Source organism: Streptomyces sp. R33, from assembly GCF_041200175.1.
In the GTDB taxonomy this organism is placed as follows: Bacteria; Actinomycetota; Actinomycetes; order Streptomycetales; family Streptomycetaceae; genus Streptomyces; species Streptomyces katrae_B.
Map to the genome: position 1 here is coordinate 2637782 of NZ_CP165727.1, position 16525 is coordinate 2654306.

The window sequence follows — 16525 nt, forward strand, 5'->3', positions numbered from 1 at the left end:
TCAGATGAGCCCGAATTCACCATCGATGAAGTCGAAGATTTCATCGGCTGATGCGGATTCCAGTTGCTCCGCCACCGCAGACGTGTCCGTCTGCTCCAGCACCCCGTTGCACATGGCCACCAAACCTTGAAGGCGAAGCGCGATACTGGATTTCTGGTCGAGGCGCAGCTCGTTGAGCAGCGACTCGACGTCTTCGATCTTCGCGTTCACCAGAGAAAGTGCATCGTCGCTGGTTCCGAGTTCGTCGCGCAGGTAGCGGGCGATGGCCAGCGGGGTCGGGTAGTCGAAGACCAGCGAGGCGGGCAGCTTCAGACCGGTCGCCTCACGCAGCCGGTTGCGCAGTTCCACCGAGGTGAGCGAGTCGAAACCGGCGTCCTTGAACGCCATCTCCGCACGAACGCCCTCCGGCCCGGAATGTCCGAGTACGACCGCGACCTGGGCACGCACCAGATCGAGCAGCAGGGCCTCCTGCTCGGCCCCGGTGAGGCCGGCCAGGCGGCGGACCAGCCCGCCGTCCGTGGCGGCTGCCGCCCGCGCCTGCTGCCGGCCCGCGCGTACCAGGCCGCGCAGCAGATGCGGAACCCCGCCGCCGGCTGCGGCCTGGCCGCGCAGCGTCCGCAGGTCCAGGTGGACCGGCACCAGCAGCGCCCGGCCCACGTGCAGCGAGGAGTCGAACAGGGCCATGCCCTCCTCCGCCGTCATCGCCAGCACACCACCGCGGCTCGCGCGCGCCTGGTCAGCGCCGTTCAGGTGGGCGGTCATACCGGTGGCCTGCTCCCACAGGCCCCACGCCAGCGACTGCCCGGGCAGGCCGGCCGCCCGACGGCGGGCCATCAGCCCGTCGAGGAAGGCGTTCGCCGCCCCGTAGTTGCCCTGTCCGGCGGATCCGAAGACACCCGAGGCGGACGAGAACACGACGAACGCGTCAAGGTCCAGGCCGCGGGTCAGCTCGTCCAGGTGCCGCACCGCGTCCACCTTCGGCGCGAACACCCTCGCGAGCCGCTCCGGGGTCTGAGCCCCGATCACACCGTCGTCCAGCACACCCGCGGTGTGGACCACACCGGTCAGCCGGTGCTCAGCAGGCACCGACGCCAGCAAGGCCCGCACCTCGTCACGGTCGGACACGTCACAAGCCGCCACCGAGACGGTGGCCCCCTGCTCCGCGAGCTCGGCTACCAGCTCCTTCATGCCCTCGGCCTGCAAGCCGCGCCGACTGGCCAGCACCAGGTGCTGCACACCGTGCCGGGTGACCAGGTGCCGGGCCAGCAGCTCACCCAACGCCCCCGCACCCGTGACCAGGACCGTGCCTTCCGGCCGGAACACCGCCGGAGCGTCGTCCGCGACCTCGGCGCCGGCCCGGACGAGCCGGGGTGCGGAGAGGGCCGCTCCGCGGACCGCGACCTGCGGCTCACCACCGGCCAGCACCGTACCCAGCACCGACTCCACGCCGCTTTCCGCGGCGGGGTCGGTGTCGACCAGGACGAAGCGGTCGGGGTTCTCCACCTGGGCGGCACGCACCAGACCCCACACCGCCGCTCCGGCCGGGTCGGACACCGCGCCCTCTCCGGCGGGCACCGCGCCACGCGTCACCACGACCAGCCGCGACTCCTCCAGCCCGGCACCGGCCAGCCACGCCTGCACGACCTCCAGCGCGTGGGAGGTCAGGGCCAGTACCGCGTCCTCGTCGGCGCTGCCGACCGCCTCCAGGACTGCCGCCGCCGGGACCACTCCGCTCTCGGCCAGGGCCGCCACATCGTCCGCCGTGGCCACCGGCACCCACCACGGCGAGGGGGCTGCTGCTCCCTCGGCCGGGGGCAGCTCGGTCCACTCCACGCCGAACAGGGAGTCGCGGATCTCGTCCGCAGCCGCCCCCAACCGGTCGGTGGACACGGCCCGGGACACCACCCGGTCCAGCGTCACCACCAGGCCACCGGTCTCGTCCGCCGCCTCCAGCGACAGTGCATCCGGGCCGATCGGCGCCACCCGTACGCGCAGTGCCGAGGCACCGGCGGCGTGCAGCACCAGCCCGTTCCAGTCCAGCGGCTGCGGCACGGCCTGCCCGTCCGTCTCCGGGCCCGCCGCGGCGTCGACCAGGCCGGTGTGCAGGGCCGCGTCCAGCAGCGCCGGGTGGATGCCGAACCTGGCGGCCTGTTCCCGCGGCCCCTCGGGCAGGGCGACCTCGGCGAACAGCTCCTCGCCGCGCCGCCACACGGCCCGCAGACCCTGGAAGGACGGACCATAGCCGTAACCGCGCTCGACCAGGCCGGAGTAGAAGTCCCCGACCTCGACCGGCTGCGCCCCGGCCGGCGGCCAGGCGGCGAAGTCGAAGCCGCTGCCCACGGCGCCCGGCTGAACCGGTGCCGACAGCACACCGGTGGCGTGCCGGGTCCACACCCCCTCAGCGGCGGCGTCCTCGCGCAGCGCGTAGACCGCCACGGGCCGCGAGCCGTTCTCGTGGGGACCGTCGACGGCGACCTGTATGCGCACCCCGCCGTGCTCGGGCACGACCAGCGGCGCCTCGATGACGAGTTCGTCCAGGACACCGCACCCGAACTCGTCGCCGGCCCGCACCGCGAAATCGACGTACACCGTGCCGGGGACGAGCACCGCACCACCGATCGCGTGATCGGCCAGCCACGGGTGCGACTTCAGCGACAGGCGCGAGGTGAAGACCAACCCGTCGGACTGCGGCAACTGCACGGCCGCGCCCAGCAGCGGGTGATCGGACGTGCCCAGTCCGAGCGACGCCGCGTCGGTGGCCGACTCGCCCGGCTGGAGCCAGTAGTGCCGGTGGTCGAAGGCGTACGTCGGCAGGTCCACGCGTACGGACCCGGACCCGGCAGGCAGGACACGGCTCCAATCGACGGGCACGCCGCGGACGAACAGCTCGGCCATCGAGGTCAGCAGCCGTCGCAGCCCGCCGTCCTCGCGGCGCAGCGAGCCGGTCACCACCACATCGGTGCCGGTGGTGTCCACGGTCTCCGTGATCGGCTGGACCAGCACCGGGTGGGCGCTGACCTCCACGAACACCCCGTGGCCCTGCGTGAGCAGGTCCGCGACGGCCGGGCCGAAGCCCACCTGGCCCCGCAGGTTCCGGTACCAGTACGCGCCGTCGAGGACGTCGGTGTCCGCCACCCACGTACCGGTCACCGTGGAGTAGAAGGGCACCTTCGGGGCCTGGGCGTCGATCCCGGCCAGGGTTTCGGCGAGGGTGTCGCGGATGGCCTCCACGTGCCGGGTGTGCGAGGCGTAGTCCACCGCGACCCGCCGGGTGCGCACGCCCTGGCCCGACAGCGCTTCCAGGACCTCGTCCAGCGCCTCGGCGTCACCGGCGATCACCACGGACGACGGGCCGTTGACCGCCGCGACCTCGACCCGGTCCGCCCACGGCTCCAGCCACTCGACCGCCGCATCCGCGCTCAGCGCGACCGAGGCCATACCGCCCCGGCCGGCCAGCTCCTTGGCAATCGCCTGGCTGCGCAGCGCCACCACACGCGCCGCGTCCTCCAACGACAGCGCACCCGCCACACACGCGGCGGCGATCTCACCCTGCGAATGCCCGAGCACCGCATCGGGCTTGACCCCGACCGACTCCCACACCGCCGCCAGACCCACCATCACCGCGAAACTCGCCGGCTGAAGGACATCCACCCGCTCCAACAGCTCGGGCTCGGCCTCCCCGCGCAGCACCTCGACCAGCGACCAGTCCACCCACGGCTCCAGCGCAGCCGCACACTCCGCGATCCGCTCCGCGAACACCGGCGAGGAGTCGAGGAGTTCACGGCCCATACCCGCCCACTGCGAGCCCTGACCCGGGAACACCCACACGACCCTGCCCGGAGCGGTCGCTCCGACACTGCCGACCACGACACCGGCCGCGTTCTCGCCCCGGGCCAGCGCCTCCAGCCCGGCCGACGCCTCCTCGCCCGAGGCAGCCACGACCACCGCACGGTCACCGAAGACCGCACGTTCCGACACCAGCGCCCCGGCCACCGACGCCAGCCGCACGCCGCCGGGAGCAGACTCCAGATAGGACGCCAGCCGCCCGGCCTGACCGGCCAGCGAACCGGCGCTCCGGGCCGACACCACCAACGGCAGCGCACCGGCAGGTGCCGCCTCCTCAGAGGCGGGCTCCGCCTCCTCGGCGGGTGCCTCCTCGAGGATCAGGTGCGCGTTCGTTCCGCTGATACCGAACGAGGACACACCGGCCCGGCGCGGCCGGCCGTTCTGCGGCCACTCCCGCGCCTCGGTCAGCAGCTCGATCGCACCCGCAGTCCAGTCCACCTGACGCGTGGGCGCGTCCACGTGCAGGGTCGCGGGGAGTACTCCGTGGCGCAGCGCCTGCACCATCTTGATCACACCGGCCACACCGGCAGCCGCCTGCGTGTGACCGATGTTCGACTTCAGGGAACCCAGCCACAGCGGCTGTTCGGGGTCGCGGCCCCGCCCGTACGTGGCCAGCAGGGCCTGGGCCTCGATCGGGTCGCCCAGGGTCGTCCCGGTGCCGTGGCCCTCCACCGCGTCCACATCGGACGGCGAGAGCCCGGCATTGGCGAGGGCCTTGCGGATCACCCGCTGCTGCGCAGGACCGTTCGGCGCGGTCAGACCGTTGGACGCACCGTCCTGGTTCAGCGCACTGCCGCGCATCACCGCCAGCACCCGGTGCCCGCGTTCCCGCGCCACCGAGAGCCGCTCCAGCAGCACCACGCCCACGCCCTCGGACAGCCCCATGCCGTCCGCGCCGTCCGCGTACGCCTTGCACCGGCCGTCCCCGGCCAGGCCGCGCTGCCGGGAGAACGCCATGAAGGTGCCGGGGGTCGCCATGACCATCACACCGCCGGCCAGCGCCATCGAGCAATCGCCCTGCCGCAGCGCCTGCGCGGCCAGATGCATGGCGACCAGCGATGACGAACACCCGGTGTCCACGGACACCGCCGGACCCTCGAAACCGAACACGTACGACACACGGCCCGAGGCCACGCTCGACGCCGTCGCCGCGCCCGCGAAAGCCTCCAGCTCCGGCGCGACCCCGCCGCCACCGGTCCCGTAGCCCTGATTGGACACGCCCGAGAACACGCCGACGTCGGCGCCCTTCAGCGAGACCGGGTCGATGCCCGCGCCTTCGAGTGCCTCCCACGAGGTCTCCAGCAGCAGCCGCTGCTGCGGGTCCATCGCCAGCGCCTCACGCGGCGAGATACCGAAGAACCCCGCGTCGAAGAGCCCCGCGCCCTGCACGAAGCCGCCCTGGCTGGTGTACGAGGTGCCCGCGCTGTCAGGGTCCGGGTCGATCAAGGCCTCGACGTCCCAGTGACGGTCGTCGGGGAAATCGGAGACGGTGTCGACCCCGTCGGCCACCAGCTTCCACAGGTCCTCGGGCGAGGACACACCACCTGGGTACCGGCACGCCATGGAGACGATGGCGATCGGCTCCCGCGCCTGCTCCTCGACCTCGCGCAGCCGCTTGCGGGCATCGCGGGCGTCGGCGATGGCCCGCTTGAGGTAGTCGCGGAGTTGTACCTCGTCAGCCACTGAATTCAGCTCCCAGGAAAGTGATGTGTGCGATTGCTGTGGGTGGTGGGGCCCGCTCCTTCTGCGCGGGCCGTACGGCCGGGCCCACTCGGGCCCGGCCGTACGGTCCGGATCAGTTGAGCCCGTCGAAGATCGCGAACAGGTCCTCGTCACTGGCCGTTTCGAGATCCTCGTCGGATGCGTCCGCCGTCCCCGCGGTCCCGTCGGAGCCTCCCGCCGCCTCTGCGGCCTTCAGCAGTTCCCGCAGGCGGACGGTGATCCGGTCGCGGGCCTCCTCATCGGATGCCGCGGACTCGATCGCCGCGTCCAGGCCGGCGAGACCGGCCAGCACCGGATCGGCGGGGGACGCCTTGTCGACCGCGAGCTCGTCACCCAGGTGGCGGGCGAGCTCCATCGGGGTGGGGTAGTCGAAGACCAGCGTGGCCGGAAGCTTCAGGCCGGTGGCCTCACGCATCCGGTTGCGCAGCTCCACCGAGGTGAGCGAATCGAATCCGGCGTCCTTGAACGCCGTCTCCGCCCGGACGCTCTCCGGTCCGGCGTGCCCGAGCACGACCGCGACCTGAGTACGCACCAGGTCAAGAAGCAGTGCCTCCTGCTCTGCCGCACCGAGCCCGGCAAGCCGGTCGGACAGCTGCCGGCGCTCGTCGCCGCCGACACCCGCCGCCTGCGCCTGCTGGCGGCCCAGCCGTACCAGGCCGCGCAGCAGATGCGGGACGCCGCCACCGGCCACCGCGTCTGCTCGCACGCCCCGCAGGTCCAGCTTGACCGGCACCAGCAGCGCCTGCCCGGACCCCACGGCCGCACCGAACAGCTCCATCCCCTCCACGGGCTTGAGCGCCATGACTCCCCCACGTCCTTCACGCCGACTCATCTGAGTCAGGGTCAGGTCGTCCATGGTTTCCGCCAGTCCGGTGGCCTGATCCCACGGGCCCCAGGCCAGTGACAGACCCGGCAGGCCGGCCGCCCGACGACGGGCCATCAACCCGTCCAGGAAAGCATTGGCCGCGGCGTAGCCGCCACTACCAGCTCCCATAAAGACTGACGCTGCGGAGGAGTAGACGATGAAGGCGTCGAGGTCCAGGCCGCGGGTCAGTTCGTCCAGGTGGCGCACCGCGTCGACCTTCGGTGCGAACACCGTCGCCAGCCGGTCCGGGGTCAGCGCCCCGATCACTCCGGCGTCGAACACACCGGCCGTGTGCACCACTCCGGTCAGGGGGTGCTCGGCCGGTACCGAGGCCAGCAGGGCCTGCACCTGGCCGCGGTCGGACACGTCACAGGCCACCACCGTGACCGCCGCGCCCTGCTCCGCGAGTTCGGCGACGAGCTCTTCCGTCCCCTCGGCCTGCGGACCGCGCCGGCTGGCCAGCACGAGGTGCCGCACTCCCTGCCGGGTGACCACGTGCCGGGCCAGCAGCGCACCCAACGCACCGGCGCCCGTGACCAGGACCGTGCCTTCCGGTCCGAACACTGCCGGACCATCCGGAGCCTGCTCGGTGACCCGGACGAGCCGCGGTACGGAGAGGGCCGCTCCGCGCACGGCGACCTGCGGCTCGCCGCCGGCCAGCACCGCACCGAGTACGGATTCCACTCCGTCGCCGGAGGCCGGGTCGGTGTCGACCAGGACGATCCGGTCGGGGTGCTCCGCCTGGGCGGCGCGCACCAGACCCCACACGGCCGATCCGGCCGGGTCGGTGACCGCGCCGTCTCCGGCGGGGACCGCGCCGCGGGTCACGACCACCAGGCGCGAGTCCTCGAGCCCGGTCCCGGTCAGCCACGCCTGCACGATGCCGAGCACCCAGGAGGACAGGTCCAGGACCGCGTCCTCGCCGTCGATACCGACGGCTTCCAGGACCGCAGCCGCCGGCACCTCGGCACCCGATATCGCGTCCTCGGACAGCGCTGCCACATCGTCGGCATTGGCCACCGGCGCCCACGACGGCGAGGGCTCCGCTCCCTCGACCGGGGGCAGCTCCGTCCACTCCACGCGGAACAGCGAGTCGCGGCTCTCGTCCCCTGCCGCAGCCTCCAGCTGGTCGGCGGAGACCGGCCGCGAGACCAGCGAGCCCATCGTCACCACCAGGCGACCGGTCTCGTCGGCCGCCTCGACCGACATCGCGTCCGGGCCGGACGGCGCGACCCGCACCCGCAGTGCGGAGGCACCCGCGGCGTGCAGCACCAGCCCGTTCCACGCGAACGCCAGCACGGCCTCGCGGGGTTCCTCCGCTGCGGTGCCCGCCGCAGCACCGGCGGTCCCGGCCTGCAGGGCCGCGTCCAGCAGCGCCGGGTGGATGCCGAACCTGCCGGCCTCCTTGCGCTGCTCCTCGGGCAGGGCCACCTCGGCGAAGACCTCCTCGCCGCGCCGCCACACCGCCCGGACGCCCTGGAACGCCGGCCCGTAACCGAAGCCGCGCTCGATCAGGTCGCCGTAGAGGTTTCCGACCTCGACCGGCTGCGCGCCGGCCGGCGGCCAGGCCGCGAAGTCGAACCCGTTGCCGCCCGGCTGGGCCGTGGCCGAGAGCACGCCGGTGGCGTGCCGCGTCCACACGTCGTCGCCGCCCTGACCCGCAGCGTCTTCGCGCTGGGAGTAGACCTCCACGGTCCGCGAGCCGTTCTCGTCCGGTCCGCCGACGGCGACCTGGACCCGTACACCGCCGTGCTCGGGCACCGCCAACGGCGCCTGGATCACGAGCTCTTCGAGCACGCCGCAGCCGGCCTCGTCACCGGCCCGCACCGCGAGCTCCACCAACCCGGTACCCGGAAGGAGCACCACACCGCCGATCGCGTGATCGGCCAGCCACGGGTGCGACTTCAGCGACAGCCGCGAGGTGAACACCAACCCGTCGGACTGCGGCAGCCGCACCACGGCGCCCAGCAGCGGGTGATCGGACCCGGCGAGGCCCAGCGACGCCGCGTCGGTGGCCGACTCGGCCGCCTGGAGCCAGTAGTGCTGCTGGTCGAAGGCGTAGGTCGGGAGGTCCACGCGTCCGGGCGTCGCCCCGGCGGGCAGAATCCGGGCCCAGTCCACGTCCACCCCGCGGACGAACAGTTCGGCCATCGAGGCCAGCAGCCGCCGCAGGCCGCCCTCCTCGCGGCGCAGCGAACCGATCACGATCACACCGGCGTCGCTGTCGGTGTCGTCGACGGTCTCGGTGACGGGCTGGACGAGCACCGGGTGGGCACTGACCTCCACGAACACGCCGTGGCCCTGCTCGAGCAGATCGGCCACGGCCGGGCCGAAGCCCACCTGCCCGCGCAGGTTCCGGTACCAGTACCCGCCGTCCAGGACATCGGCGTCGGCCACCCAGCCGCCGGTGACGGTGGAGTAGAACGGCACCTTCGGCGCCAGAGCGGTCACCTCGGCCAACGCCTCACCGAGCGCCTCGCGGATCGCCTCCACGTGCCGCGTGTGCGACGCGTAGTCCACCGCGACCCGGCGCAGCCGGACGCCTTCACCCGCCAGCGCTTCCAGGGCTTCGTCCAGTGCCTCGGCGTCACCGGCGATCACCACGGAGGTCGGCCCGTTGACCGCGGCCACCTCGACCCGGTCCGCCCACGGAGCCAGCCGTACGAGTGCCTCGTCCGCGCTGAGCGCGACCGACGCCATACCGCCCCGGCCGGCCAGCTCCTTGGCGATGGCCTGGCTGCGCAGCGCCACCACACGCGCCGCGTCCTCCAGCGAAAGCGCACCCGCCACACACGCGGCGGCGATCTCACCCTGCGAATGCCCGAGCACCGCATCGGGCTTGACCCCGACCGACTCCCAGACCGCCGCCAGACCCACCATCACCGCGAAGCTCGCCGGCTGAAGGACATCGACCCGCTCCAACAGCTCGGGCTCGGCCTCGCCGCGCAGCACCTCGACCAGCGACCAGTCGATCCACGGCTCGAGAGCGGCAGCGCACTCCGCGATCCGCTCCGCGAACACCGCAGAAGAGTCCAGGAGTTCACGGCCCATACCCGCCCACTGCGAGCCCTGACCCGGGAACACCCACACGACCCTGCCCGGCATGCCCGAACCGGCACTGCCGACCACGACACCGGCAGCACTCGTGCCGCGCGCCAGCGCCTGGATTCCGGCCAGCGCCTTGTCGGCGGAGTCGGCCACCACGACCGCACGCTCGCCGAAGACCGTACGGCCCGACACCAGCGCCCCGGCCACGTCCGCCAGCGACACCCCGTCGGCAGACTCCAGGTACGACGCCAGCCGGCCGGCCTGACCCGCGAGGGAACCGGTGCTCCGGGCCGACACCACCAGCGGCATCGCCCCGGTGGGCGCCGGGGTCTGCCGAGTCCCTTCGGCAGCCGGCACGGGTGCCTCGGGCGCTTCTTCCAGGATCAGGTGCGCGTTCGTTCCGCTGATGCCGAACGAGGACACACCCGCCCGGCGCGGCCGGCCGCTGCGCGGCCACTCCCGCGCCTCCGTCAGCAGCTCCACCGCACCCGCGGACCAGTCCACCTGGGTCGAGGGCTCCTGCGCATACAGCGTCGGAGGCATGACCTCGTGCCGCAGCGCCTGCACCATCTTGATCACGCCCGCGACACCCGCGGCAGCCTGCGCGTGGCCGATGTTCGACTTCAGTGAACCCAGCCACAGCGGCTGCTGCGGATCCCGGTCCCGCCCGTACGTGGCGAGCAGCGCCTGCGCCTCGATCGGGTCGCCCAGGGCCGTGCCCGTGCCGTGTCCCTCGACCACGTCCACGTCGGACGGGGAGAGCCCGGCGCCGGCCAGGGCCTTGCGGATCACCCGCTGCTGCGAGGGACCGTTCGGCGCCGTCAGACCGTTCGACGCACCGTCCTGGTTGACGGCGCTGCCGCGCAGTACGGCCAGCACCCGGTGGCCGCGCTCACGCGCGACCGACAGCCGCTCCAGCACCACCACACCGACGCCCTCGGACAGCACCGTGCCGTCCGCGCCGTCCGCGTACGCCTTGCACCGGCCGTCCCCGGCCAGGCCGCGCTGCCGGGAGAACGCCGTGAAGCCTGCGGGCGACGCCATCACCATGGCACCGCCGGCGAGCGCCATCGAGCACTCGCCCTGCCGCAGCGACTGCGCCGCCAGGTGCATCGCCACCAGCGACGACGAGCACGCCGTGTCCACCGTCACCGCCGGACCCTCGAGCCCGAGCACGTACGACACACGGCCCGACGCCACGCTCGACACGGACCCCGTGACGGCGAAGCCCTCCAGCTCCGGTGCGACGGCGCCGACTCCGTAGCCCTGCCCGGACACCCCGGAGAACACGCCGACGTCGGCGCCCTTCAGCGAGACCGGGTCGATGCCCGCGCCCTCCAGTGCCTCCCACGAGGTCTCCAGCAGCAGCCGCTGCTGCGGGTCCATCGCCAGCGCCTCACGCGGCGAGATACCGAAGAACCCCGCGTCGAAAAGGCCCGCGCGCTCGAGGAATCCGCCCTTGCTGGTGTACGAGGTACCCGCGTTGTCGGGATCCGGATCGAACAGGCCCTCCAGGTCCCAGCCACGGTCCTCGGGGAAGGACGACACCGCGTCCCGGCCCTCCGACACGAGCCGCCACAGGTCCTCCGGACCCACCACGCCACCCGGCAGACGGCACGCCATACCCACGATCGCCATCGGCTCATCCGCATCGGCCACCAGGGCCGCCGGTGCTGCCGGTGCTGTCGGTGCTGCCGACGGCGCCGCCAAGGGCGCCACGTCGCCGAACTCGTCCTGCAGGTGGCGGGCCAGGGACATCGGGGTGGGGTAGTCGAAGACCAGCGTGGCCGGAAGTTTCAGACCGGTCGCCTCACGCAGCCGGTTGCGCAGCTCTACCGAGGTGAGCGAGTCGAACCCGGCGTCCTTGAACGCCGCCTCCGCGCGGACGCCCTCCGGTCCGGCGTGCCCGAGCACGACCGCGACCTGAGTACGCACCAGGTCAAGGAGCAGTGCCTCCTGCTCTGCCGCACCGAGCCCGGCCAGCCGGCGGACCAGCCCGCCTTCCCCGGCGGCTGCCGCCCGCGCCTGCTGACGGCCCACCCGTACCAGGCCGCGCAGCAGGTGCGGGACGGTTCCGTCGGCTGCGGCCTGGGTGCGCAGCGTCTGCAGGTCCAGCTTGATCGGCACCAGCAGCGCGTGACCCGTGTGCAGGCCGGCGTCGAACAGGCCCATGCCCTCGGCGGCCGTGATCTCCAGCACACCACCACGGCTCGCACGCGCCTGGTCGACGTTGCTGAGATGGGCTGCCATGCCGAGGGACCGCTCCCACAGGCCCCACGCCAGCGACAGCCCGGGCAGACCCGCCGCCCGGCGACCGGCCATCAGCCCGTCCAGGAAGGCGTTGGCCGCCGCGTAGTTGCCCTGGCCACCGCCACCGAACACACCCGCGACGGACGAGAACACGACGAACGCATCGAGGTCCAGACCGCGGGTCAGCTCATCGAGGTGCCGGACCGCGTCGACCTTCGGTGCGAACACCCTCGCCAGCCGGTCCGGGGTCAGCGCCCCGATCACACCGTCGTCGAACACACCCGCGGTGTGCACGACACCGGTCAGGGGGTGCTCGGCCGGCACCGAGGCCAGCAGGGCCTGCACCTGGTCACGGTCGGACACGTCACAGGCCGCCACCGAGACCGTGGCACCCTGCTCCGCGAGCTCGGCGACCAGCTCTTCCACACCTTCGGCATCGGGGCCCCGACGGCTGGCCAGCACCAGGTGCCGCACGCCGTGCCGGGTCACCAGGTGGCGGGCCACCACAGCGCCCAACGCCCCGGCGCCCGAGACCAGGACGGTGTTCTCCGGCCCGAACACCGCCGGGACGTCCGGGACCTCACCGGTGACCCGGACGAGCCGGGGTGCGGAGAGGGCCGCTCCGCGGACCGCGACCTGCGGCTCACCACCGGCCAGGACCGCACCGAGTACGGATTCCACTCCCTCGCCGAAGGCCGGGTCGGCATCGACCAGGACGATCCGGTCGGGGTTCTCCGCCTGAGCGGCACGCACCAGACCCCACACCGCCGCTCCGGCCGGGTCGGACACCGCGCCCTCACCGGCGGGGACCGCGCCACGCGTCACGACGACGAGCCGCGCATCCTCCAGGCCTGTGCCGGTCAGCCAGGCCTGCACGATGCCGAGCACCCAGGAGGACAGGTCCAGGACCGCGTCCTCGCCGGTACCACCGAAGGCTTCCAGGACCGCCGCGTCCGGCACGTCGGCACCCGTCATCGCGTCCTCGGACAGGGCCGCCACATCGTCGGCATTGGCCACCGGCGCCCACGACGGAGAGGGCTGCGCCCCATCGGCCGGGGGCAGCTCGGTCCACTCCACGCCGAACAGGGAGTCGGCGACCGCCGTGTCCGGCGCAGCCTCCAGCTGGTCGGCGGACACCGGCCGGGAGACCAGCGAATCCAGCGTCACCACGAGGCCACCGGTCTCGTCGGCCGCCTCGACCGACAGCGCGTCCGAGCCGGACGGCGCCAGCCGTACGCGCAGTGCGGAGGCACCCGCGGCGTGCAGCACCAGCCCGTTCCACGCGAAGGCCAGGACCACCTCCCGGGGTTCCTCTCCCTCCGTACCCGTCCCGGCGGCGAAGGTCCCGGCCTGCAGGGCCGCGTCCAGCAGCGCCGGGTGGATGCCGAACCGGCCGGCCTCCTTGCGCTGCTCCTCGGGCAGGGCCACCTCGGCGAAGAGCTCCTCGCCGCGCCGCCACACCGCCTGCAGGCCCTGGAAGGCCGGCCCGTAACCGAAGCCGCGCTCGACCAGGCCGGAGTAGAAGTCCCCGACCTCGACCGGCTGCGCGCCGGCCGGCGGCCAGACCGCGAAGTCGAATCCCGGCGCCATCGCGTCCGCCGTCGAGGCGGACAGCAGTCCGGTGGCGTGTCGCGTCCACATGCCGATGGCGTCTTCGCGCTGGGAGTAGACCTCCACGGTTCGCGAGCCGTTCTGGTCCGGTCCGCCGACGGCGACCTGAACCCGTACACCGCCGTGCTCGGGCACCGTCAACGGCGCCTGGATCACGAGCTCTTCGAGCACGCCGCAGCCGGCCTCGTCACCGGCCCGCACCGCGAGCTCCACCAGCCCGGTACCCGGCACGAGCACCACACCGCCGATCGCGTGATCGGCCAGCCACGGGTGCGACTTCAAAGACAGTCGCGAGGTGAACACCAGCCCGTCGGACTGCGGCAGCCGCACCACGGCGCCCAGCAGCGGGTGATCAGCCGTCACCTGTCCGAGCGCTGCCGCGTCGGTGGCCGACTCGCCCGGCTGGAGCCAGTAGTGCCGGTGGTCGAAGGCGTACGTCGGCAGGTCCACGCGTACGGATCCGGACCCGGCAGGCAGGACACCGGTCCAGTCCACGGCCACGCCGCGGACGAACAGCTCGGCCATCGAGGCGAGGAGCCGTCGCAGGCCGCCGTCCTCGCGGCGCAGCGTGCCGGCCACGACGATGTCGGCGTCAGGGTCGGTGTCGATGTGGTCGATGGTCTCGGTGATCGGCTGGACCAGCACCGGGTGGGCGCTGACCTCGACGAACACGCCGTGGCCCTGGGTGAGGAGGTCCGCGACGGCAGGGCCGAAGCCCACCTGGCCGCGCAGGTTCCGGTACCAGTACCCGCCGTCGAGGACGTCGGCGTCGGCCACCCAGCCGCCGGTCACGGTGGAGTAGAACGGCACCTTCGGCGCCAGAGCGGTCACCTCGGCCAACGCCTCACCGAGCGCCTCGCGGATCGCCTCCACGTGCCGCGTGTGCGACGCGTAGTCCACGGCAACCCGACGCACGCGCACGCCGTCCGCGGAGAGAGCCTCCAGGGCTTCGTCCAGCGCCTCGGCGTCACCGGCGATGACCACGGAGGTCGGCCCGTTGACCGCGGCCACCTCGACCCGGTCCGCCCAACGCTCGATCCGCGCGACCGCCTCGTCCGCGCTCAGCGCGACCGAAGCCATACCGCCCCGGCCGGCCAGCTCCTCGGCAATCGCCTGGCTGCGCAGCGCCACCACACGCGCCGCATCCTCCAGGGACAGCGCACCCGCCACACACGCGGCGGCGATCTCACCCTGCGAATGCCCGAGCACCGCATCGGGCTCCACGCCCACGGACGCCCATACGGCCGCCAGACCCACCATGACCGCGAAGCTCGCCGGCTGGAGGACGTCCACCCGCTCCAGGAGCTCGGGCTCGGCCTCCCCGCGCAGCACCTCGATCAGCGACCAGTCGATCCACGGCTCCAGCGCGGCAGCGCACTCCGCGATCCGCTCCGCGAACACCGGCGAGGAGTCCAGGAGTTCACGGCCCATACCCGCCCACTGCGAGCCCTGACCCGGGAACACCCACACGACCTTGCCCGGAGGAGTCGCACGCCCGGACACCACACCGGGCGCGCCTTCACCCCGCGCCAGCGCCTGCAGACCGGCCAGCGCCTCCTCGTCCGAACCCGCGATGACCACGGCGCGCTCGCCCAGCACCGCACGGCCCGACACCAGCGCTCCCGCCACGTCCGCCGGCGAGACCCCGTCGGCGCGCTCGACGAACGCAGCCAGCCGCTCAGCCTGACCCGCGAGCGAGGCGGCGCTCCGCGCCGACACCACCAACGGCACCACACCCACGGGCGCCGCCTTCTCGGAGGCGGGCTCCGTGGCCTCCGCGGCCTCCGCGGGCGCCTCCTCCAGGATCACGTGCGCGTTCGTTCCGCTGACGCCGAAGGACGACACGCCGGCCCGGCGCGGCCGACCGTTCTGCGGCCACTCGCGGCCTTCGGTCAGCAGTTCCACCGCACCCGCGGACCAGTCCACCTGGCTCGTGGGCTCGTCCACGTGGAGCGTGGGGGGCATGATGCCGTGGCGCATCGCCTGCACCATCTTGATGACACCCGCGACACCCGCGGCAGCCTGCGCATGGCCGATGTTCGACTTCAGCGAACCCAGCCACAGCGGCTGCTGCGGATCCCGGTCCCGCCCGTACGTCGCCAGGAGCGCCTGCGCCTCGATCGGGTCACCCAGCACGGTACCCGTGCCGTGGCCCTCCACCACATCCACATCGGATCCGGAAAGCCCGGCGCCGGCCAGGGCCTTGCGGATCACCCGCTGCTGCGCAGGACCGTTCGGCGCCGTCAGACCGTTCGACGCACCGTCCTGGTTCACCGCACTGCCGCGCAGCACCGCCAGCACCCGGTGCCCGCGCTCGCGCGCCACCGACAGCCGCTCCAGTACGACGACGCCGACACCCTCGGCCCAGCCCGTGCCGTCGGCCGCCGAGGCGAACGCCTTGCACCGGCCGTCCCCGGCCAGGCCGCGCTGCCGGGAGAACTCCACGAAGGCGCCGGGCGTGGCCATGACCGTCGCGCCGCCGGCGAGCGCCATCGAGCACTCGCCCTGCCGCAGCGACTGCGCCGCCAGGTGCATCGCCACGAGCGACGAAGAGCACGCCGTGTCCACCGTCACCGCAGGACCCTCCAGGCCGAGCACGTACGACACACGGCCCGACGCCACGCTCGACAGCGTGCCCGTGACCGCGAAGCCCTCGGTCTCCGGTGCGCCCGTACCGCCGCCGTAGCCCTGGCCGGCCACGCCCGAGAACACGCCGACGTCGGCGCCCTTCAGCGAGACCGGGTCGATGCCCGCGCCCTCCAGTGCCTCCCACGAGGTCTCCAGCAGCAGCCGCTGCTGCGGGTCCATCGCCAGCGCCTCACGCGGCGAGATACCGAAGAAGCCCGCATCGAACTGGGTGGCCTCGTGGAGGAATCCGCCCTGGTCGGTGGAGGAGGTACCCGCATGGTCGGGGTCCGGGTCGAACAGGCCCTCCAGGTCCCAGCCGCGGTCCTCGGGGAAGGACGAGACCGCGTCCCGGCCCTCCGACACGAGCCGCCACAGGTCCTCCGGACCCGCCACGCCACCCGGCAGACGGCACGCCATACCCACGATCGCTATCGGCTCGCGGGAAGCGCCGAGGAGCTGGCGGTTCTGCTTCTTCAGCGAGCCGACCTCTTCCAGCGACTTCCGTAGCGCGTCGACGACCTTCTCGTAGGATGCACTCACTTAACTGCCCCAATC

General features: G+C 73.1%; 1 protein-coding gene and 1 pseudogene. Both read right to left on the reverse strand.

Annotated features, from left to right (window positions below):
- Positions 1 to 5490 (reverse strand): annotated as a pseudogene (locus AB5J51_RS12100) (type I polyketide synthase); the annotation flags it as partial.
- A 151-nt stretch (positions 5491 to 5641) separates the two neighbouring features.
- Positions 5642 to 16510 (reverse strand): type I polyketide synthase, encoded by a 10869-nt coding sequence (locus AB5J51_RS12105; protein WP_369777700.1) that lies wholly within the window; start codon positions 16508 to 16510, stop codon positions 5642 to 5644.
- Positions 16511 to 16525: the final 15 nt, after the last annotated feature.